Genomic DNA, 20,690 nt, shown 5'->3' on the forward strand with positions numbered 1-20,690 from the left:
GGAACGCGCTCGACGGGGCCGCTCGACCGCCGTCGCTGGAGCTCTCGAGGACGCCGCCGCCCGCGGTCACACGGCCGGGGGGCCACGCGGTACGGCCCGCGCGCCGACCCCTCCGACGCCACGTGGGTCGGAGGGGTCAGGTCGCGGCGTGCAGGAGCGGGCCCGGGGCGAGTCAGGCGGCCATGGGCAGCAGCGGACCAGGGCGGGGCCGACCGCGCGGGGCGGCGGGCCCGCCGCGTGGCGTGTCAGGCGGCGGCGGGAAGCAGCGGGCCGGTGTGGATCGGGGTGCCGTCGGGGCGCCAGGTGCGCCATCGGCCGTCGGGTTGTCGCTCGACGCGGAAGCCGTGGTGGACCTTGGTGTGGTGCCGCTCGCAGAGCAGCGCGGAGTTGTCCAGGCTGGTGTGGCCGCCGTTGATCCACTCCAGCACGTGGTGCACGTCGCACCACCAGGTCGGAGCGCCGCAGCCGGCGAACACGCAGCCGCCGTCGCGGACCTCCACCGCCCGTCGTAGGTGGGGCGGGACGAGGCGGAGGGTGCGGCCGTAGTCCAGCGGCCGCCCGTCGGGGCCGAGCACGATCCGGGTGAGCTGCCCGTCGCAGGCCAGCCACCGGGCCCGGGCCGCGGAGATCACCGCCCCCGAGCCGAGCGTGCCGGCACCGGGGGCGGTGGCCGGGTCCACCAGGTCCTCGATGCCGATCTGCACCAGCACCTGCGGCTTGTGCCCGCGCAGCTGCGGCAGGCCGCCGGCGGCCAGCTGGTTGTCGCACAGCTGCACCAGCGCGTCGGCCAGCTGCTGGCCGCGGGAGCGGTCGTCGCCCGCGCACCGGCCGGCCTGCACGACCGCTTCCAGCGCGGCGGCCAGCTTCTCCCCGCCGACCGCGTCGAGGTCGACCCGGCCGGTGATGCCGCCGTCGGCGTGGCGGGCGATGGCCAGCCGCCGACCCGCGGTCGGATCCGGCTCGGGCCCGTCGGGATCGAGGCGGGCCAGGTAGTGGTGCACCACCTGCCGCAGCTCGTCGTGTGGCCGCTGCGCGGCGACCTGCGCCAGCACGGCGTCCACCTCGGCCAGGTCGACGCCTTGGGCGGCGGCGCTGAGCCGGTCGTGCCGGGTGATCGGCTCGATGAGCGCGACCTGGCCCTCGGTCACCGCGCCGGCGGCGAACGCCGCGGCCACCGCCGGCAGAGACGCGCACGCCCGCCCGGCGCGGACCACCCGGCCGGCCTCGGCCGCCGACAGGTGCCCGTGCCCGCGCAGCCACGACGCCATGGACTTCAGCCCGTCGAACTCCGCCGCGCCGGTGCCCTCGCACTCGGCCACCGTGCGCGCCACCTCGGCGGCCAGCCGGTTCTGCGCGGCCAGCAGCCCACGGCAGCCGGACCAGCAGCGCCGGCCCGAACAACGGCGCCAGCTCCTCCCCGGACAGGGTGTCAAGGGCTGCGGTCAGCGCCCGCAGCACCTCCGGCAACTCGTCCACGACACCTCCCCAGCGGTTCGATCAAGCGTTCGTAGTCCACCGCCGCGAGGGTCCCGCCGCAGGTCGAATCCCCAGGTCATACGGCTGTCCACAGATCCACGGGCGTGGTTGACGGCCACGCTTCGGAGGAGTCGCGGCGGCGGAGTCCGGTGGCCTTCGGCACCGTCCTCGCCGTGTGGTCGCCGAACACGCACTACACCGCGGGTCCGGCGACCAGAGCGCGTGGTTCGTCGCCGTCAGGGCTGCCACGGCGCGTGGTTCGTCACCTTCGGAGCGGGCGCAGAGGACGGCGCTGGTTCGTCGCCGTCAGGGCGGCCACGGCGCGTGGTTCGTCGCCGCCGGGGCGGGCGCAGAGGACCGCGTGGAGGCCGGCGTCCACGCGGTGGCTCGGACGGCGGACGACGGGCCTGGACCCGTGCCTCAGTGGACCAGGCGGCCGATCGCCCACCGGGCCAACGGGGCGTACCCGAGCACCAGCGGCGCCGGGCCCGCCATCCGCAGCCCGGTCGTGCTGCCGCCGTCCGGACCTTCGGCCACCCAGTGCAGCAGGTGCAGCCGCACCGGGCCGAGCGCCACCGTCCAGGACCACCGGCGGGCCGGCTCGTCCACGGCATCCACCACGAAGGGCAGCGCCACCCCCAGCGGGCCGTGCACCCGGCCGTGCACACCGGCGACCAGCCGGGGAACGGGCAGCTCCACCCCGGTGACCTGCGGCGCCCACTCCGGCCACCGCGCCGGTACGGCGTAGCGCTCCCAGACCTCCGCCGGCGCCTCGGGCCCGGTCGCGTGCAGCGTCAGGACGCTCACGCCGGCGGGCCGCCGAGGAGCAGCTGGCGCAGCATGTGCATCGCCAGCGACACGGCCCGCTGCCGGACCGCCGAACGCGACCCCGGCAGCACCACCGACCGCGGCTGGTGCCCGTCCGGGCCGACGGCGCACAGGTGCACCGTGCCGACCGGCTTCTCCGGCGACCCGCCGCCGGGGCCGGCGATCCCGGTGATGCCGACGCCGACGTCGGCACCGAAGCGGGCCCGCGCCCCCTCCGCCAGCGCCGCCGCCACCTGGGTGCTCACCGCGCCGTGCTCGGCCAGCATCTCCGCCGGCACGCCGACCAGCTGCTCCTTGGCCGAGTTCGCGTACGAGGCCACCCCGCCGAGGACCCACGCCGACGACCCCGCCCGCTCGGTCAGCCGCGCCACGAGCAATCCGCTCGTGCAGGACTCCGCGGTGGCCACCGTCAGCCCGCGCGAGCCGAGCGCCTCGGCGACCAGGTCGTCGACGGTCGGGCCGGTGGAGAACAGCTGCCCGCCGTGTGCCTCGCGCAGGACGTCGACCAGCCGGTCGTACTCGGGCTGCGCCGAGGGCCCGAACCGGCTGACGATCTCCAGCTCGCCCTCCCGGAGGCAGGTGGTGATCTCCAGGCCGGGGAACTCGTGCTGCCGCAGCGTCGCCGCCAGCTGCGACTCCAGCGTCCCCCACAGCCGGACCGTCTCCTGCCGCAGCTCGACGCGGTCGGCCAGCGCCCGCTGCACCTGCGCGTCGGCCAGCGCGGCGGGCCACATGCCCTGCAGCTCCGACGGCGGGCCGGGCAGCACGACGACCACCGGCCCGGTGCGGCCCTCGGCCGGTGGGACGACGAGACCGGGTGCGGTCCCGACCGGCGGCAGCACGGTGGCGCCCGCGGGGACCAGCGCCTGCTTCCGGACGCCGGCCGCGGTCGCCTCGGCGTCGGCCCGCCAGCCGCGGCCCTCCATGAGCCCCTCGACGATCGCGCCGATCCGCCGCTCCAGCTCCGGGTCGACCGCGGACGGCCGGCCCTGCACCTCGCCCACGAGTTGCGCGGTCAGGTCGTCGGCCGTCGGCCCGAGGCCCCCGGTGGTGATGACGAGGTCCTCGCCGGCGAGGTACCGCAGCGCCCCGCGCAGGTCGTCGGGCCGGTCCCCCACCACGAGGACGGCACCGACGTCCACACCCAGGAGCCGCAACTGCTCGGCCAGCCACGGGCCATTCCGGTCGGTCACCCGCCCGGTGAGCACCTCGGTCCCGGTGACGACGATCCCCGCGCGCACGCCCACCCGGCCGACCCTAGTGAGGTCCGAGACCCGCCGCGTCGCTTGCGGGGAACACGCTGCTCACCCCGCTAGCGTGCCGGGGGACGGACCGGTCCGCTTCCGGACGCCGCGCGTGAGCGAGGAGGAACCGTGCACCAGCCGACCACCAGCCCCGAGCCCGCGATCCTGCCGGAGACGCCGGTCCGCGGCGTCGCCGAGGCGCCGGTGCCTCCCGGACCGCCGGTCCAGCCCACCGGCCCCGTGGACTTCGTCCCCGGGCCGCCCGGCGTCGGCGCCCCGCCGCTCCCCGGGGCCACGCCGCCCCCCGGGTTCGTGTCGCCACCCGGGGCCACGGCGCCCCCCGGGGTCGCGTCGCCACCCGGGGCCACGGCGCCGCGTCCCCGCAGGGGAGGCCGGCAGGGCGAACGGACTCGCACACGGCGCGACCCCCGCGAGGACCGCACCGCCCGCACCGCTCCCCGCCTGCCCCGCCAGCAGGCCGGGCTCGCCGGTGCCGGCCTCGCCGCCCTCTGCCTGCTCCTGCTCGAGGTCGGGCTGACGCTGGGCTTCGGCGACGGCCCGCTCTGGTCGACGGTCCCGCTGTGGTCGGCGTTCGCCACGCTGGGCGCCCTGCTCGGCCTGCTGCCGTTCGCCGGCCGCGTCGTCCCCGGCGCCCGGGTGCGCCCCGAGGGCGCGTGGCGGGTGGCCGCGGCCGGCCTGACCGGCCTGGCGGTCTTCTGGGTGCTCGTGGTCCTGCCGGAGGTGGCCGGCAACCGCGGCTTCGTCCTCACCGTCGCGCTGGCCGCGCTGGGCGCGGCGCTCTGGATCGCCCCGGCCCGCCGGCGCTGACCCCGGGGCACGGGTCAGTCGCGGCCGTTCCCCCGGCCGTTGCCGTTCCCGTTGCCCGCGTTGCCGTTGCCGTTACCCGAGTTGCCGTTGCCGTTGCCGTTGCCCGGGTTCCCGCCGGAGTCCGGCCCGTCGTCGGCGTCCCCTGAGCCGTCGGCGTCCCCTGAGCCGTCCGAGTCCCCCGAGTCGTCGGCTTCCCCGGAGTCGCCGGAGTCGCCGAAGTCCCCCGAGCCGTCGGCGTCGTCACCCGCGAGGTCGTCCGGCGCCGCCCCCGACGCCGAGTCCGCCCCCGAGCCCGACGCCGGCCCCGACGCGTCCGCGACCGGGTCGTCGACGACGTCCACGACGGGAGCGGCCGGCGCCGCCGGCGGGACCACCGTCTCCACCACCCGCTCCACCACGACCGGCGCCGGCGGCGTCACCGCCACGGTGAGCGTCACGAGGTCACCCGGCGCGAGCGCGCCGACCGGGCCGAGGCCGACCACCTGGCCGGCCGGGACGTCGCCGCGTTCCTGCGTCACCCGCTCCACCCGCAGGCCGAGCGCGGCCAGCGCGGCCTCCACCTCGTCGACGGGCCGGCCGAGGTGGTCGGCGGCGGCCACCAGCACCCCCGTGGACGCCGGGTCGGACGGGGCGGCCGGCGGCGCCGCGGTCCCCGCCACGGGCTCGTCGCCGGCGACCTGCAACGCGGCGATCCCGATGCCGGCACCGGCCAGCAGCGCGGCGACCGGCACCAGCAGCCGACGGCGGCGCGGCACGGGCGCGAGCCCGGTCAGCGACAGCGGCGCCGTCGGGGGCGGCGGGAGGGTCCGCCCGGCCCGGACGTCGGCGACGGCGTCCCGGACGGCGGCACCGTCGGGGAACCGGGCGGCCGGGTCCTTGACCAGCGCGGTGGCGACCAGGGTGCGCAACGGCCCGGGGACGTCGGCGGGCAGCGGCTCGGGCTCCTCGCGGATCTGCATGAGCGCGATCTGCACCGCGTTGTCCCCGTCGAACGGACGCCGACCGGCGAGGCACTCGTAGGCGATCACCCCGAGGGCGTAGACGTCGCTGGCCGGGGCCGCCCGCCCGCCGGCGGCCTGCTCCGGGGACAGGTAGTGCGCGGTGCCGACGACCTGGCCGGTCCGGGTGAGCGGCACGCTCGACGCCGACCAGGCGATGCCGAAGTCGGTGACCTTGACCCGGCCGTCCACCCCCAGCAGCAGGTTGCCGGGCTTGACGTCGCGGTGCACCACCCCCGCGGCGTGCGCCACCGCCAGCGCGGCCGCCACCTGCCCGACGACGTCCAGCGTGCGCTCGGCGTCGAGCCGGCCCTCCCGGGCGAGCAGGGCGGAGAGCGGCTCGCCCTCCACCAGCTCCATGACCAGGTAGGCGAGCGTCTCCCCCTCCGCCGACACCTCCTCGCCGTAGTCGTGCAGCGCGGCGATGCCCGGGTGTAGCAGCCGGGCGGTGTGGTGGGCCTCGGCGCGGAAGCGGGCGAGGAAGGTCGGGTCGCCGGTGTACTCGCTGCGCAGCACCTTCACCGCGACGGCCCGGTCGAGCAGCTGGTCGCGCGCCCGCCACACCTGCCCCATGCCGCCGGTGGCGAGCAGGGTCTGCAGCTCGTAGCGGTCGCCGAGCGTGCGCCCCTGCGGTCCCGTCACCCTGCCCCCCGACCTCGCCGGTTCTCAGCGGTCTGCCAGCGTGCCACCGCGCGCCGTGGCCGGCCTCCCGGAGCGGTCAGTCGTCGTCCTCGTCGTCCTCGTGAGGGGGCCAGGAGTCCTCCGACCGGGTGATCGTCGACGGTGTCGCGGACGACGACGGAGCCGTGGTGGTCGTGGGCGCGGTGGACGTGGTCGTCGGCGCGGTCGTCGTGGTGGGCGCCGACGTGGTGGGCGGGGCGGACGACGGCGCCGCGCTGCCCGGCTGCTGGGTCGTCTGCGGGGCCTCGGAGGCGCTCGGCGGGGCGGCCGGGGCGGCGTCCTCCTGCGGCGCCGGGGTGGCGGGGGTGCTCTCGCCCCCGGCGTGGCCGGTCTGCGGCGTGGACGCGCGCTGCGAGGTCCCGGGGCTGGGCGGCGCGACGGCGTAGCGGACGACCACCTCGTCGCCGGGCCGCAGCGACCCGCGGGGCGGCTCCAGCCCGGTGACCAGGCCGGGCACCGAGTCCGGGCTGACCTGCTGCTGCCGGGAGACCAGCAGACCCAGCGCGGACAGCGCGAGCGCCACCTCGTCGACCGGGCGGCCCACGTAGTCGGCCGAGTCGAGCGCGATCGTCGCGTCCTCGGTCTGCGCCGCCGGCCGCGGCGACGGGGACGGGTCGTTGTTCACGGCGACGAAGACGCCCGCGGCGACCCCCGCGCCGAGCAGCAGCGTCAGCAGCGGCACGAGCACCGCCGCCGCGCGGTGCCGGCGACGCACCGGCGGGCTGATCGTGTGCGGCGCGGGCGTGCTGTCGGTCCGCGGGCTCGGCAGCGACGGCGCGACGGCGGGCTGCTCCCCGCTGCCGGGCGGGGGTGGGGGGACGGCGACCGCGCGCGTGGCCGGCGGCTCGGCCTGCGGGCGCCCGGCCCGGATGTCGCCGATCGCCGCGACGAACGCCGCGCCGTCGGGCATCCGCACCGCGGGGTCCTTGCTCAGCGCCCGGCGGATCAGCGACCGGACCTCACCCGGCAGCTCGTCGGGCATCGGGCGGGGGTCCTCCCGGACCTGCTTGAGCGCGATCGTGACGGCGTTGTCGCCCTCGAAGGCCGGGTGCCCGCACAGGCACTCGTAGCCGACCAGGCCGAGGGCGTAGACGTCGCTGGCGGGGGTGGCGTGCTTGCCCTCGGCGACCTCGGGCGCGAGGTACTGCGGAGTGCCGATGACCTGGCCGGTGCGGGTGAGCGGCACGCTGTCGGCCGACCAGGCGATGCCGAAGTCGGTGATCTTCACGCTGCCGTCGACGCGGATCAGGATGTTGCCCGGCTTGACGTCCCGGTGGACCAGGCCGACGCGGTGCGCCTCCGCCAGCGCGGAGGCGGTCTGCTCGAGCAGGCAGAGCGTGGCCTCGGCGTCGAGCCGGCCCTCCCGGTGCAGCACCGCCGACAGCGGCTCGCCCTCGACCAGCTCCATGACCAGGTAGGACAGCGCCTCGCCGTCGGGGGTCTCGGTCTCGCCGTAGTCGAAGACGGCGGCGATGTTCGGGTGGCTGAGCGCGGCGGCGTGCTGCGCCTCGGCGCGGAAGCGGGCCCGGAACGTGGGATCGGCGGTGTACTCGCTGCGCAGCACCTTCACCGCGACGGGCCGGCCCAGCAGGTTGTCGACCCCGCGCCACACCTGTCCCATGCCGCCGGCGGCGATCAGGGCGGCGAGCTCGTAGCGGTCACCCAGGCTGCGCCGTCCCGGCTCCACCACGGTGGCTCACCCCTCGCTTGCGACCGGCCGCCCCGTCTCAGCCCCAGGGACTGCCGGTGCCCCTGGTCAGAAGATGTCCCGCCTCGCCTGCGACTACACATGCACGGGCTCGCCGGTCGCATCCCGGGCGTGTCGCAGTCCGGAGAACGCGTCCGGCTCCCCCGACGGGAACCGCCTCCATCATCCCAGGGCGGCGGCAGCGTGGGACGGGGTCGTTCGTCACCCCTCGAAGAGGGCGCGCCCCCACCAGTCGTCGTCCCCGCGGACCCCGGGCGGGCAGGCGAACACGGCCGAGGAGGTGTGGACGACGTACTCGTTGAGCTCGTCGTTCTGCAGGTTGCGCTGCACCTGGACGAACCCCGTCTCGGGGTTGCGCTGGAACGCGATGAAGAACAGCCCGGCGTCGAGGCGGCCCAGTTCGTCGGAGCCGTCGACGAAGCTGTAGCCGCGCCGCAGGATCGCCGTCCCCGCGTTGGTCGGGTGGGCGAGGAAGACGTGGCTGGTCTCGGGGATCGCGAACTCCCCGTCGACCTGCGCGGTGAAGTCGACCGGGTCGAACTCGCGCTGCTGCCCCAGCGGCGCCCCCTCACCCTTGGTCCGGCCGATGGTCTTCTCCTGGTCGTCGAGCGTCGAGCTGTCCCAGACCTCGATGTGCATCCGGATCCGCCGGGTGACCAGGTAGCTGCCGCCGGCCAGCCAGTCCGAGCCGCTGTCCCCGTCGGCCACCCACACGAACCGGTCGATCGCGGTGGCGTTCTCCGCCTTGAGGTTCGCGGTGCCGTCCTTGAACCCGAACAGGTTGCGCGGGGTGGCCTGGTCGGTCGTCGTGGACGACGTCCGGCCGAAGCCGAGCTGCGACCAGCGGACGCTGACCTTCCCCGCGCCGATGCGGATCAGGTTGCGGACGGCGTGCACCGCCACCTGCGGGTCGTTGGCGCAGGCCTGGATGCACAGGTCCCCGCCGCTGATCGCCGGGTCGAGCGACTCGTTGGCGAACGGGGGCAGCTCGGCGAGCGGCTCGGGACGGCGGGCGGCCAGCCCGAAGCGGTCGCGCCCGTCGGCGGTGGTGAACAGGGTCGGGCCGAAGCCGATGGTGAGCGTGAGCCGCGAGGCGGGCAGGCCCAGCGCCTCGCCGGTGTCGTCCGGCACGGCGTACTGGCCACCGCCCAGGGCGCCCTCGGGCCCGGCGTCCTGCCCGGCGGCCATCCGGCGGGCGGCCGCCGTCCAGGCCTGGAGGAGCGCGACGAGCTCCTCGCGGCTGTCGGCGGTGACGTCGAGCGCGACGAAGTGCAGCCGGTCCTGCGCCGGCGTGACGATGCCCGCCTGGTGGGCACCGGAGAACTCGACGACGTCGCTGACGTCCGTGCCGGGCGCGGACCCCGCCGTGGCCCGGCCGATCGCGCCGCCGGCGGCCCCGGCCGCGAGGACCCCCGCCGTGCCGGCCCCGAAGAGGCCGAACAGGCGTCGCCGGGACAGGCCCCGGGCAGGTGGGGTCGGTTCGCTCATGGCTGCCTCACTGCACTGGTCCGCGGCCGGGCACGACCGCGGACGACGATCAGCGGCCGGGGACGACCGCGCTGCTGGTCAGCGGTCGGCGACGACCGCGGCGACCTGGCTGACGGACTCGCTGAGCGCAGTGACGCTGTCGCTCAGGCCGCGCAGCTGCTCCTGCGTGAGCTGGTCGTAGAGGACCCAACCGTCGCCGGCCCGGTACTGTTCCAGCTCCGCCTCGGTGGCCGCGAACCGCTCGTCGATCTGGGCCACCAGGTCGGGGTCGGCCTCCTCGAGGTAGGGCCGGAGCGCCTGGACGGCGGCCTCGGAGCCCTCGAGGTTGGCCGCGAAGTCCCACAGGTCGGTGTGCGAGTAGCGGTCCTCCTCGCCGGTGATCTTGCCGGTCGCGATCTCGTCGAGCAGCGCCTTGGCGCCGTTGGCCAGCTGCAGCGGGTCGAGGACCACCTCGTTCGCGAGGTCGACGATCTCCTGCACGTTGGCGTCGAGCTGGTCGGCGTACGGGCCCATCGCCGAGACGTCGCCGGTCTCCCACAGCGCCTGCTCGATGCGGTGGTAGCCGGTGAAGTCCTCCCCCGGCGCCTGGTCACCCTCGCGGCCGTCGATGAGCGGGTCGAGGTCGCCGAAGCTCTCGGCCACCGGCTCGATCCGCTCCCAGTACGTGCGCGCCACCGGGAACAGCGCCTTGGCCCCCTCGACGTCCCCGGCCCGGACGGCGTCGGTGAAGGCCTTCGTCTGCTCCAGCAGGGCGCCGGTCTGGCTCTGCACGTAGCGCTGGTAGTCCGCCGAGGCCTGGGCGAGGGTCTCGTCCTCGGACAGCTGCGGCGCCTCACCGGTGACGGTGAGCGCGTTGCGGATCCCGTCGCCGACCATGCCGGGCTTGCAGGCGGTCTCGTAGTCCCCGGACGGCAGCTCGACCAGCAGCTCGCGGGTCAGCCCGGGCGCGATGTTCTCGACCTCACCCATGACCCGGTCGCCCTCGGCGTAGACGTAGAACTCGGTGACCCTGCTGCCCTGGTTGGTGACCTCGAACGAGTGGGTGCCGGCCGGCAGCTCGGACTCCGCGACGTCGCAGGCGTCGTCGGTGGAGGCCACCGTGATCGTGTCCGCCGCCGCGGAGCCGGAGGCGCCCTCACCGCCGGCGTCGCTCCCGCTGCTGCCGCAGGCCGCGGTGGTCAGGGCCGCGAGCAGGGCCGCGGTGAGGAGGGGGAGGCGACGGCCACGGAGGCGGGGACTATGCGCGGACATTCTCGTGGGTCTCCGGCTTCGACGGGTCCCCCGGCACGGCGCCGGGGGACGAGGGGGTGGCGGCCGCCCGCGGGCGGGCCGGCCAGAGGAAGGCGACGAGCACCGGGACGACGTAGACGACCCAGGCGACCGACTCGAGGACGGTCGGGGCCGGGGTGATGTTGAACATCCCGGCCAGCGCCGCGCCGTACCAGCTGTTGGGGTCGAGGACGCCGGACACGTCGAAGGCCAGCGTGTCCAGGCCGGGCAGCACGCCGGCCTCCTGGAAGTCGTGGACGCCGTACTTGAGGATCCCGGCCGCGACGAAGACCAGCAGCACGCCGCTGACCGTGAAGAACTCCGACAGGTCGACGCGGATCGCGCCGGCGTAGAGCCCGAAGCCGATGAGGACGGCGCTGAGCACGCCGCCGGTGATCGCGACCAGCGGCGTCGCGGTGGTCGTGGCCCCCTGCGCGGCGGCGTAGAAGAGCAGCGTCGTCTCCAGGCCCTCGCGGACGACGGAGAGGAAGGCGACGCCGGCGACGGCCAGCGCGCCCAGGCCCAGGGCGTGCTCCAGCTGCCCGGTCAGCTCGCCCTTCAGCTTGCGGGCGGTCCGCCGCATCCAGAAGACCATCCAGGTCACCAGGCCGACGGCCAGCACCGAGGTGATCGCCTCGAACAGCTCCTGGGACCGGAAGTCGGCGAGCAGCGTCGTCTCGGTGTAGGTGAGCAGGGCGCCGAACAGCACCGACAGCGCGACGGCGAGGGCGACGCCGGCCCACAGCGGCCACAGCTGCCGCCGGCGGCCGGACTTCACCAGGTACGCCACCAGGATGCTGACCACCAGGGTCGCCTCGAGCCCCTCGCGGAGGCCGATCAGGAAGCTGGCGAGGAACGCCTGGTCCATGCGGGACCCCATCCGTGACGCGACGAAGCCCCGCGACGGCGCCGTAGGGCAGGCTCACCTTACTCACGTCACCCGGGATCGTTGCCTCGGTCATCCGTCCCGGTTCCGGCCGCCGGAGGTCCCGGGACGGCGGGTGTCGCGGGCCGGCGTCCGGGGGGTGTGGCGGGTCGGCGTTGCGCCGACGTTGCAGCGGTACCGGCCGGTACGCGGCGAACGCTTGCCAGGTGCAACCGCCGACTGTGACGGTGGACACGTCGGTGGCCGGTCCGGGCCGCCGGACACCTCCCAGAGCCGAGAGGACGGTCCATCGATGACCAACGCTGCCGAGCAGGCCGAGGAGCAGTCCCCCACTGCGCCCCGTGCCGTCCCGGACATGACCGAGGTCCTGGCCGACGCGCCCACCAACTGGGGCAAGTGGGGGCCGGACGACGAGGTCGGGTCGCTCAACTACCTCACCGCCGAGGAGGTGCTGCGCGGCATCCAGCACGTGAAGCAGGGCAAGGTCTTCACGCTGCAGCGGCTGATCGGCGACCCGAAGGGCGACCCGGTCTGGCCGGGGCGCTCACCGGCGGAGCGGACGATGATCCTGGACGAGTCCAGCTGGGACTCCCCCGACGCCCCGCAGTTCCCCGGCGGCCTGCACTACGCCGACGACAAGATCAACGCCTTCCTGCAGGGCTCCACGCAGTACGACGCCCTGGGGCACGTCTGGTACGGCGGGCAGATCTGGAACGGCTACGACGCCCGGACGACGGTCGGCGGGATGGACAAGGCCAGCGTCGAGCCGATCGCCCAGCGCGGCGTCGTGGGCCGCGGCGTGCTGCTGGACATGGCCCGCTTCCGCGGGAGGAAGACCCTCGACAAGGGCGAGACGTTCACCCACGAGGACCTCGTGGCCTGCGCGGAGGCCCAGGGCACCCGGATCGAGAAGCACGACATCCTCGTCATCCGGACCAACTTCCTCCAGCTCTTCTACGACCAGGGCGAGAAGTTCTACGACGGCTTCAACGAGCCCGGCCTGGTCTACAGCCCCGAGCTGGTGCGCTGGTTCCAGGACATGGAGATCCCGAACCTGGTCACCGACACCATCGCCAACGAGGTCACCTACGACCCGAACAACGGCACCGCCCTGCCGCTGCACTGCGCGCTGATGCGCAACCTCGGCGTCACCCTCACCGAGATCTGCGACCTGGAGCGGCTGGCCGAGGACTGCGCGCAGGACCAGCAGTACACGTTCCTGTACGCCGCCGCGCCGCTGAAGGTGCACCAGGCCACCGGCTCGCCGGTCAACCCGCTCGCCGTCAAGTAGGCACGATGTCGGTCTACGAGCAGCGTCCGTGGCTGGCCCTCTACGCGGAGGGCCAGCCCGCGGACATCACCCCCGAGCACGACACGGTGCTGGCGGTCTTCGAGGCCGCCCTCGTGGCCGCGCCGGACGCCGTCGCGATCCGCTACTTCGACGGCGTCCTCACCTTCGCCGACCTCGACGCCGCCTCCGACGCGCTGGCCGTGGGGCTGGCCGAGGCAGGGTTCGCCCCGGGCGACCGGATGGGCGTCTACGTGCAGAACGACCCGGCGTTCGTCATCGGGCTGCTCGGCGCGTGGAAGGCCGGCGGCGCGGCGGTGGCGATCAACCCGATGAACAAGGCCCGCGAGCTGACCTACCTGCTCGGCGACTCCGGTGCCACGGCGCTGCTGTGCCTGGACGACCTGTACGAGTCGGTGGCCCGCGACGTCCTGCCCGAGACGCAGGTGCGCACGGTGGTCACCTGCTCGGCGCTGGACCGGCAGAGCCGCAACGACCCGCGCGTGCTCGGCGACGTCGTCCGCTCCCGGCCGGAGGGCACCCTCGACCTCGAGGAGCTGCTCGCCACGCACGCCGGCAAGGAGCCGAGCGCCCCGGCGCCGTCCGGGGACGACGTGGCGATCCTGACCTACACGTCGGGGACGACGGGCGTGCCCAAGGGCGCGATGAACACCCACCGCACGATGGTGTTCAACGCCTACACCTACCGGGAGTGGGTCGGCCTGACGCCGCAGGACAGCGTCCTGGGCATCGCGCCGCTGTTCCACATCACCGGGCTGGTCGCGCACGTCGCGGTCGCGCTGCTGGTCGGCTGCCCCCTGGTGCTGGCGCACCGCTTCCACCCGGAGGCGGTGCTCGACACCATCCGGGAGCAGCGACCGACGTTCACCATCGGGTCGATCACCGTGTTCATCTCCCTGATGGGGGTGCCGGGGGTGTCCCGGGACGACTTCACGTCGTTCCGCGCCATCTACTCCGGCGGCGCGCCGATCGCCCCCGCGGTGACCGACCAGTTCGAGGCGCTGACCGGGCACTACATCCACAACGCCTACGGGCTCACCGAGACCAACTCCCCGTCGCACCTGGTCCCGCTGGGCCGCAGGGCGCCGGTGGACGCCGACTCGGGTGCGCTGTCGGTCGGCGTGCCGGTCTACGACACGGTCGTCCGGATCCTCGACGAGGACGGCAAGGAGCTGCCCCCCGGCGAGATCGGGGAGATCGCCACCGCGGGGCCGCAGGTCGTGCCGGGGTACTGGAACAAGCCCGAGGCGACGGCGGAGTCCCTGCCCGGCGGCGAGCTGCGCACCGGCGACGTGGGGTTCATGGACGAGCAGGGCTGGTTCTACATCGTCGACCGCAAGAAGGACATGATCAACGCGGCCGGCTACAAGGTCTGGCCCCGCGAGGTCGAGGACGTCCTGTACGGGCACCCCGCGGTGCGCGAGGCGGCGGTCGTCGGCGTCCCGGACGCCTACCGCGGCGAGTCGGTGAAGGCCTTCGTGTCGCTCAAGCCGGGCATGACCGCGACCCCCGAGGAGGTCATCGCCTTCGCCAAGGAGCGCATGGCCGCCTACAAGTACCCGCGGTCGGTGGAGCTGGTCGACGAGCTGCCGAAGACGACGACGGGGAAGATCCTCCGCCGCGAGCTCCGCGACAAGCCGCCGACCGGCTGACCCGCCGGGTCGAGATCGCGCGATCTCGTACGCTCCCGCCCCGGGAGACGGCGAGAGCGCGCGATCTCGACGTGCCAGGACGACGTGAGAGGGACGACGATGCCCGAGACCGTGACCCGCGAGGACGCCGACGGCGTCGCCACGATCACCATGCTGCGGGCGGGGCTCACCCACCGGTCGCGCCGCGAGCTGCTCGACGTCGTCCGCGAGGTCGGCGCCGACGGGTCGGTGCGGGCGGTCGTGCTCACCGGGACCGGCCGGGCGTTCTGCGTGGGCCAGGACCTGGCCCAGCACGTCGAGGCGCTGAAGGACGACGCGGCGGGCTCGCTGTCGGTGGTCGAGGACGAGTACAACCCGCTGGTCCTGGCGCTGGCCGCGCTGCGCGTGCCGGTCGTCGTCGCCGTCAACGGCGCGTGCGCGGGGGCGGGCCTCGGCCTCGCGCTCGCCGGCGACCTGCGGATCGCCGCCGCCGGCGCGAAGTTCACCACCGCCTTCGCCGGCATCGGGCTGTCCAGCGACTCGGGCCTGGCCTCCCGCCTGGTGCACTGCGTCGGCGGCTCGCGGGCCGCCGAGATCCTCCTGCTGCCCGACCCCTTCCCGGCCGAGACCGCGGCGATGTGGGGCCTGGTGCACCGCGTGGTCGAGCCCGAGCAGGTGCTGTCCGAGGCCCAGGCGCTGGCCGCCCGGCTCGCCGCCGGCCCCACCGCCGCCTACCGGGCGCTCAAGACCGTGCTGGCCACCGCGGCCACCGACTCCCTCGAGGACACCCTCGCCCTGGAGGCCCGGCTGCAGAAGGAGCTCGGGCAGACCGCCGACCACCGGGAGGCCGTCGAGGCGTTCCTGGAGAAGCGCACCCCGCGGTTCATCGGTCACTGACGGTGTCGACACGGCCGACACCGCCCGCCGCACGCCGTAGGGGGACGGTCACCGCCGGTCGGCGATGACAGGCTCCGCCCAGGTCGTCAGGAGGGGGAGACGTGACGGAGCTGGCGGGGTCCCGGGGGACGCGGAGCACGGCAGCGGGGGGTCCGGCCGGGAGGTCGCCGTCCCCGCGCCCCGCGCCGGCGCCGCGGACGGCGCGGGACCGGGAGCCGCAGCCGCGGACGGCGCAGGACCGGGGACCGCGGCCGCGGCCGGTCGTCTTCACCGGCAACGTCGTCGCCCAGCTCCCGCCACCGCCGCCCCCGCGCCCGGCGACGACCAGTGACATCGCCCCGCCGATCGGCCGGACCCGGCCGGAGGTGCCCGGCACCGTGCGCGCCACCGCCGCCCTGTGGTGGGCCGGCTGTCTGGCGGCGCTGACCGGCCTGGGCGCCGCGCTGCTGGACTCCGAGGCGCTGCGGGCCCGGCTGACCGAGACGGCCACCGCCGCGGACCCCACCGCCGCCGCCGACCTCGTCGCCGACGGGGTGCGCGCCACGATGGTCCTCGTCCTGGCCGGCGTCGCCGTCCTGGTGGCGGTCTCCCTGGTCTGGGTGGGCCTGCTGCTGCGGGCCCGGTCGTGGGCCCGCTGGGCGCTGGTGGTCACCGCGCTGCCGACCCTGCTGGCCCTGGACGTCGCGCAGAGCGTGGTCGCCGGCGACGCCGACACCGACCGGCTAGCGCTGGTCGCCGCCGCCGGGCTGCTCGTCGTCGCGCTCGTCCCGCTGCTCAGCCGCTCGGCCCACGCCTTCTGCCGGAGTGCCCGGCGCTGACCCCGGCCAGCCGTCCAGCTCGGCGAGCAGCGCCTCGCAGGCGCGGACGACGACCGCGGCGGCGTCGGCGCTCGCCCGGCCGGCCAGCGGGTCGCCGGCGACCGCACGCCAGCGGTCCAGCGCGGCCCGCGCCGCGGCCCGCAGGTCGGCGTGCGCGGTGTCCTCCGGCAGCCCGAGGCGGGCGGCGGGGCCGGTCCCGTCGGCCCCCAGCAGGCGCTCGGCGTCCGGCCGCCGCTCCTCCGGCAGCGGGCTGTCGGCCGACCGCGTCCGGGCCAGCAGCTCCAGCTCGGCCAGGCCCGGCGCGGTCAGGCGGACCCGCTCCACCCCGGCGCGCAGCGCGTCGGCGCCGTCCACGGGGTGCTCGTCCAGCACCGTCTGCAGCAGCCGCAGCGCCGTCCCGGCCTTCACGTGGGCGCCGCGGTCGGTCAGGTGGACCCGCATCAGCCGCTGCAGCTCGGCCAAGCCGCTGCGCCGCAGCAGCTCCTCGGCCAGGGCGGAGGCGTCGGGCACCCCGGCCTTGATCAGCGTCAGCGACAGCCGGATGCCGAACAGGCCCAGCCGGTCCAGCAGCGAGGCGCGGACGTCGGCCGGGACCGGCACGGTCGCCTCGGGGCGGCAGAACCGGTCGGGGGTCAGCAGCATCGCGGCGACCTGCGCCTGGTCCGCGCCGGCCAGCGTGCGCAGCGCGACGAAGTCCCCGTGCCGCAGCGTGCGGGCGGCCAGGGCGAGCAGCCCCGCGACGGGCACCACGGCCGCGCTCACCGCCCGGACCGCGGGGTCCTCCGACATGCGCCGGGCCACCGCGCCGGCGGCGTGCATCGCGTCCAGCCGCCCGGCGCCGACCTCGTCGGCGCGGGAGAGCACGGTGATCGTGGTGGTGTGCGCGCCGGCGGCGGTGCCGGCCTGGAACGCGGCGAGGACGGCGACGTCCTCGGGCTGGGGCTGGCGGGTGAGGAACACGACCGCGTCGGCGCCGGAGAGCCCCTCGTCGGCGTCGAGGAAGGTGCGGGTGCGGGCGCTGGTGCCCGTGGACAGCGAGGAGATGCCGGGGGTGTCGATCACGGTCGCCGGCTGCAGGTCGGGGGCCGGCCACTCCACCACCAGCCGGTCCACCTCCTCGGGCGGGGTGCCCCCCAGCTCCAGCTGCAGGCCGCCGTCGGCCCGGCGGACCGGCAGGGCGCGCGCCTCGCCGTCGGTGCCGTGCAGGACCACCCGGGGGGTGGCCCCGTGCTGGTAGAGGGTCACCACGCGGGTGCACTCGCCGGCGTCGGTGGGCGCGATCCGGGCGCCCACCAGCGCGTTGAGCAGCGTGGACTTCCCCGACTTCACCCGCCCGACCAGCGCCAGCCGCAGCGGCTCGTCCAGCCGCCGTCGCTGCGCCCGGAGCAGCTCGGCGACCGCGGGCTCGTCCGCGTAGCGCTCCAGCGCCTCGTCCAGCAGGGCGCGGACGTCGTCCAGGACGGTCGCCGGTGCGGGCACGGTGAGCGTCACGGGACGGCCACCGCCGGCCGGTTGAGCTGCCGCACCTCGGCGGCGAGCCGCTCCAGCTGGTCCAGCCGCAGCCGCAGCGAGCGGATGCGGGCGTCCCGCTCGGCGGTGGCCTCCTTCGTCGACCGCTGGGCGGCGGCCACGGCGTCGGCCAGCGAGCGGGACATCTCCTCGGCGGTGTCGGTGATCAGGTCGCGCAGGGTGCGCTGGACCGTGCGCAGCCGGTCCTTGAGCTGCTTGCCGACCTGGAACACCACCTCGTCGAGGTGCCGGCGGACGACGGCCTTCGCCTCGGACTGCCGCCGCTGCACCCGCTGCTTGCGGTCGTCGTTGTAGGCCTTGCGGCCGAGCAGGACGCCGGCGGCCAGCGAGATCGGGTTGATGATCGCCATCCCGGCCAGGCTGGTGACCAGCCCGGTCATCAGGACGCCGGTGTAGGAGCCGCGCAGGCCGATCAGCGTCCGCTCCCGCAGGGTCATCGCGCCGTCGTCGATCTCCGGCAGGTCGACCAGGTTCTCCAGGGCGTCGCCGGCGGCCCCGACCGACAGTGCCGGGACCGCCGCGCCGCCGTCCCGGGAGAATTGCTCGATCACCCGCTCGGCCAGCCACTCCGAGCGCTGCTCGGCCCAGACGTAGCTGTCGGCGACCGCGGCGGCGATCCGCCGGTCCAGCCACTCGGCCAGCTCGGGCCAGGCCGGGCCGGGGTCCTGGGCGTCGATCACCTCCTCCGCCTCCCGGATCACCACCCGGGAGCGGTCGCGCAGGTCGAAGTCGATGTCGCTCATCAGGTCGGTGACGCCGTCGGCGAGCACCTGCTGCCAGCGGGAGGACCGGCGCCGCAGGTCGTCGGCGGCGGCCTTGGCCTCCTCCAGCCCGCGCAGCAGCTCCTCCCGGCCGGCGGGGTCCTCCAGGCCGGCCAGCTCCGAGCGGACGGCGAGGGCGAGGTGGTCGGTCACCGCGCCCAGGTCGTGCACCAGCGAGCGCCGCGCGAGGACCTCGGCGCGGTCGACCACCTCGCGGCGCAGGTGCGTGACCAGCGCGCCGATGCCCGACTCCTGGTGCAGCTCGCGGTCGCGGTGCTGCACCGCCAGCTGGGCCAGGGCGGAGGAGACCGCGAACAGCGGCGCCTCGACTCCGCGGCCGGCCAGGTGGGCGCGGTCGAGCTCGACCACCGTGCGCCACTGGGGGCAGGCGTCGGTCTTGGTGAGGACGCAGATCACCGTCGGGCACAGCGCGCGGGCCTGCTCCAGGAAGGCCATCTCCGGGGCGGTGAACTCCTGGCTGGCGTCGGACACCAGCAGGACGGCGTCCGCGGTGGGCAGCAGGTCCACCGTCCGCAGCGCCCGGACCGTGCCGACCCCACCCACCCCGGCGGTGTCGACGAGCTCCAGGCCGCCGTCCAGCAGCCGCCGCGGCAGCTCCACCTCCGCCTGCACCAGCCGCTCGTCGGGACCGGTGACCCGGGCGGCGACCTGCTCGATCGGCACCGGCACCCGCTCGGTGGGGACGTCCTCGCCCGCCTCGCCGGCCGGACCGGTGGCCAGCACGAGGGTCGCGCGCGGCGCCTCCCCGTTGCGCACCACCGTGGGGACGACGGTCGCGACGTCGTCGGCCACCGGGCAGACCGGCGCACCCACCAGCGCGTTGACCAGCGAGCTCTTGCCCTGCTTGGGCTCCCCCACCACCAGGACCCGCACCCCGGGGGACTGCGAGCGCGCCCGCGCCTGCAGCAGCCGCCGGTGCAGGTCCGGCCGCTCGCAGACCTCCGCGAGCGCCAGCGCCCGGTCGATCACCTGTGCTGACGTGGCCACGATCACCTCCTGGTACCCCGGTCCTACCACCCGTGAGGACGACAGCCGTGCACCCGGTCCCGGACGCCCTGGGCGGGCAGCCGGGACCGGGTGCGTCGGCGTGTCGGGGTCAGTCCTCGACGGCGACCTCGACCGGGCCGGTGTTGGCCAGCGCCTCGTCCGCCGCGAACGCGTTCTCGTCGTTGTTGTTGAAGTCGTTGTCCTCGGAGGTGAAGGAGTCCTCGAGGTCGGCCTGGAAGGAGTCGTTGATCGAGTTGTCGGAGTTGTCCTGGAAGGAGTCCTCGACCTCGACGTCGTAGTTCGTGGAGTTGTCGGAGTTGTCGGAGTTGTCGGAGTTGTCCTGGAAGGAGTCCTCGACGTCGACGTCCACCGACTCGTCGTTGAAGGAGTCGTTGACCTCGACGTCCACGTCGTCGCCCACCTGGCCGCCGCGGTCGGCGATCGCGGTGTCCTCGTTGAAGCTGTTGGTGGCGTTGCCGACGTTCTCGGACTCGTCGACGAGCGCGCCGTCGCCGGTGTTGACGTTCACGTCCTCCAGGTCGACGTCGACGTCGGTCTCGGAGTTGCCGATCTCGTTGTCGTGGTTGCCGTTCCCGATGATCCCGTCACCACCGATCTCGTTCTCGGTGGTGCTGTTGTCGATCTCGATCCCGGAGTCCTCCACGTCGCCGCCCACGGCCACACCGTCGCCGGTGTTGTTCACCACGTCCTCGACGTCGCCGCCGGCGGCCACGCCGTCCCCGCCGACGAGCACGTTGTCGTCCCCGAAGATCGCCTGCGCGTCGCCGCTCACCCAGATGCTGTGCGAGGCGTCGACCGAGACGTGGGTCTCGTGGTTGGTGTACTGGATCTCCTGCAGGTGGGTGATCACGACCGTCTCGTGGCCCCCGCTCGACCCCGAGTGGCCGTGGTCGCCGGAGTCGTCGCCCTCGTCGTCGTCCTCGTCGTCGTCCCGACCGGAGGAGACGCCGGTGGGGCGGTCGTCGTCCTCGTCGCGGTCGCGGCCCGAGGAGACGCCCGACGGCCGGCCGCCCCCGTCGCTGTCGCAGGAGTCCCCGCCGCCGCCGTTCCAGCCGCCGACCGTGGAGTAGTCCGAGACCATCGGCATCAGGTCGGCGACGTCGTCCGGGGAGACGTCGGTCAGCCCGGCCGCATCGAGCGCGCCCTGGGGGTCCTCCTCGTAGGCCGCGGCCTTCTCCGGGTCGCGGAACAGGTCGAGGATGAAGTCGAGCAACGAGCTGGCGAGAGTCGACATGGCTGGCACTCCTGGGTCTGGGGCCGGTCCGCCATCGGCCGGCTGGCGAGTGCAGTCCACCTCCCGGGGAGCCCC

General features: G+C 75.3%; 16 protein-coding genes. 5 read left to right on the forward strand and 11 right to left on the reverse strand.

Features of this window, described 5'->3' with window-relative positions:
* Window positions 1–245: 245 nt before the first annotated feature.
* The 3 genes from ACI79D_RS08505 to ACI79D_RS08515 all read right to left on the reverse strand — a co-directional run bounded on the left by ACI79D_RS08505 (window position 246) and on the right by ACI79D_RS08515 (window position 3,551).
* The gene (locus tag ACI79D_RS08505; protein WP_456917932.1) at window positions 246–1,319 is read right to left on the reverse strand and encodes a DUF222 domain-containing protein; all 1,074 of its coding nucleotides are present in this window, start codon (window positions 1,317–1,319) and stop codon (window positions 246–248) included.
* Window positions 1,320–1,896: 577 nt separating this feature from the next.
* Window positions 1,897–2,283 carry an SRPBCC family protein gene (locus ACI79D_RS08510; protein WP_456917933.1) on the reverse strand — a complete coding sequence of 129 codons (387 nt, stop codon included), beginning with the start codon at window positions 2,281–2,283 and terminating at the stop codon, window positions 1,897–1,899.
* Window positions 2,280–3,551, reverse strand: a complete 1,272-nt coding sequence (locus ACI79D_RS08515) for a competence/damage-inducible protein A (RefSeq protein ID WP_456917934.1) — start codon at window positions 3,549–3,551, stop codon at window positions 2,280–2,282. The genes ACI79D_RS08510 and ACI79D_RS08515 overlap by 4 nt, the downstream gene beginning before the upstream one ends.
* Before the next feature lie 126 nt (window positions 3,552–3,677).
* Here ACI79D_RS08515 and ACI79D_RS08520 point away from each other — a divergent pair, with 126 nt between their 5' ends.
* A complete protein-coding gene (locus ACI79D_RS08520; RefSeq protein WP_456917935.1) occupies window positions 3,678–4,376 on the forward strand; it encodes a hypothetical protein in 699 nt (232 codons plus the stop codon).
* Between the two features lie 14 nt (window positions 4,377–4,390).
* Here the strand turns inward: ACI79D_RS08520 and ACI79D_RS08525 are convergent, their stop codons facing one another.
* The 5 genes from ACI79D_RS08525 to efeU all read right to left on the reverse strand — a co-directional run bounded on the left by ACI79D_RS08525 (window position 4,391) and on the right by efeU (window position 11,388).
* Window positions 4,391–6,016 (reverse strand): protein kinase domain-containing protein, encoded by a 1,626-nt coding sequence (locus ACI79D_RS08525; protein WP_456917936.1) that lies wholly within the window; start codon window positions 6,014–6,016, stop codon window positions 4,391–4,393.
* Between the two features lie 76 nt (window positions 6,017–6,092).
* The gene (locus ACI79D_RS08530; RefSeq protein ID WP_456917937.1) at window positions 6,093–7,745 is read right to left on the reverse strand and encodes a serine/threonine-protein kinase; all 1,653 of its coding nucleotides are present in this window, start codon (window positions 7,743–7,745) and stop codon (window positions 6,093–6,095) included.
* A 219-nt stretch (window positions 7,746–7,964) separates the two neighbouring features.
* Window positions 7,965–9,251, reverse strand: coding sequence for an iron uptake transporter deferrochelatase/peroxidase subunit (gene efeB, locus ACI79D_RS08535; RefSeq protein WP_456917938.1), 1,287 nt, complete (start codon window positions 9,249–9,251; stop codon window positions 7,965–7,967).
* Between the two features lie 78 nt (window positions 9,252–9,329).
* The gene (gene efeO / locus ACI79D_RS08540; protein WP_456917939.1) at window positions 9,330–10,502 is read right to left on the reverse strand and encodes an iron uptake system protein EfeO; all 1,173 of its coding nucleotides are present in this window, start codon (window positions 10,500–10,502) and stop codon (window positions 9,330–9,332) included.
* A complete protein-coding gene (gene efeU, locus ACI79D_RS08545) occupies window positions 10,489–11,388 on the reverse strand; it encodes an iron uptake transporter permease EfeU (protein ID WP_456917940.1) in 900 nt (299 codons plus the stop codon). The genes efeO and efeU overlap by 14 nt, the downstream gene beginning before the upstream one ends.
* A 310-nt stretch (window positions 11,389–11,698) precedes the next feature.
* Here efeU and ACI79D_RS08550 point away from each other — a divergent pair, with 310 nt between their 5' ends.
* The 4 genes from ACI79D_RS08550 (at window position 11,699) to ACI79D_RS08565 (ending at window position 16,061) form a co-directional block, all read left to right on the forward strand.
* On the forward strand, window positions 11,699–12,697 hold the full coding sequence (locus ACI79D_RS08550) for a cyclase family protein (RefSeq protein ID WP_456917941.1): 999 nt from the start codon (window positions 11,699–11,701) through the stop codon (window positions 12,695–12,697).
* Between the two features lie 5 nt (window positions 12,698–12,702).
* Window positions 12,703–14,367, forward strand: a complete 1,665-nt coding sequence (locus ACI79D_RS08555) for a long-chain-fatty-acid--CoA ligase (RefSeq protein ID WP_456917942.1) — start codon at window positions 12,703–12,705, stop codon at window positions 14,365–14,367.
* A gap of 99 nt (window positions 14,368–14,466) precedes the next feature.
* Window positions 14,467–15,243, forward strand: coding sequence for an enoyl-CoA hydratase-related protein (locus ACI79D_RS08560; RefSeq protein ID WP_456917943.1), 777 nt, complete (start codon window positions 14,467–14,469; stop codon window positions 15,241–15,243).
* A 101-nt stretch (window positions 15,244–15,344) separates the two neighbouring features.
* The gene (locus ACI79D_RS08565; RefSeq protein WP_456917944.1) at window positions 15,345–16,061 is read left to right on the forward strand and encodes a hypothetical protein; all 717 of its coding nucleotides are present in this window, start codon (window positions 15,345–15,347) and stop codon (window positions 16,059–16,061) included.
* Here ACI79D_RS08565 and ACI79D_RS08570 read toward each other — a convergent pair.
* From ACI79D_RS08570 to ACI79D_RS08580, 3 genes are all read right to left on the reverse strand, one after another.
* Window positions 15,966–17,552, reverse strand: coding sequence for a dynamin family protein (locus ACI79D_RS08570; protein ID WP_456917945.1), 1,587 nt, complete (start codon window positions 17,550–17,552; stop codon window positions 15,966–15,968). The two genes, ACI79D_RS08565 and ACI79D_RS08570, sit on opposite strands and share 96 nt — an antisense overlap.
* Window positions 17,549–19,360, reverse strand: coding sequence for a dynamin family protein (locus ACI79D_RS08575; RefSeq protein ID WP_456917946.1), 1,812 nt, complete (start codon window positions 19,358–19,360; stop codon window positions 17,549–17,551). The genes ACI79D_RS08570 and ACI79D_RS08575 overlap by 4 nt, the downstream gene beginning before the upstream one ends.
* Before the next feature lie 109 nt (window positions 19,361–19,469).
* Window positions 19,470–20,615 (reverse strand): IniB N-terminal domain-containing protein, encoded by a 1,146-nt coding sequence (locus tag ACI79D_RS08580; RefSeq protein ID WP_456917947.1) that lies wholly within the window; start codon window positions 20,613–20,615, stop codon window positions 19,470–19,472.
* Window positions 20,616–20,690 lie beyond the last annotated feature (75 nt).

The organism is Geodermatophilus sp. SYSU D00708 (assembly GCF_054050115.1).

Excerpts from the sequence above, each read along its gene's own strand:
- efeB (WP_456917938.1), bottom strand. The coding sequence starts at position 9,251 with ATGAGCGAACCGACCCCACCTGCCCGGGGCCTGTCCCGGCGACGCCTG.
- efeO (WP_456917939.1), bottom strand. The coding sequence starts at position 10,502 with ATGTCCGCGCATAGTCCCCGCCTCCGTGGCCGTCGCCTCCCCCTCCTC.
- efeU (WP_456917940.1), bottom strand. The coding sequence starts at position 11,388 with ATGGACCAGGCGTTCCTCGCCAGCTTCCTGATCGGCCTCCGCGAGGGG.
- ACI79D_RS08550 (WP_456917941.1), top strand. The coding sequence starts at position 11,699 with ATGACCAACGCTGCCGAGCAGGCCGAGGAGCAGTCCCCCACTGCGCCC.
- ACI79D_RS08555 (WP_456917942.1), top strand. The coding sequence starts at position 12,703 with ATGTCGGTCTACGAGCAGCGTCCGTGGCTGGCCCTCTACGCGGAGGGC.
- ACI79D_RS08560 (WP_456917943.1), top strand. The coding sequence starts at position 14,467 with ATGCCCGAGACCGTGACCCGCGAGGACGCCGACGGCGTCGCCACGATC.
- ACI79D_RS08580 (WP_456917947.1), bottom strand. The coding sequence starts at position 20,615 with ATGTCGACTCTCGCCAGCTCGTTGCTCGACTTCATCCTCGACCTGTTC.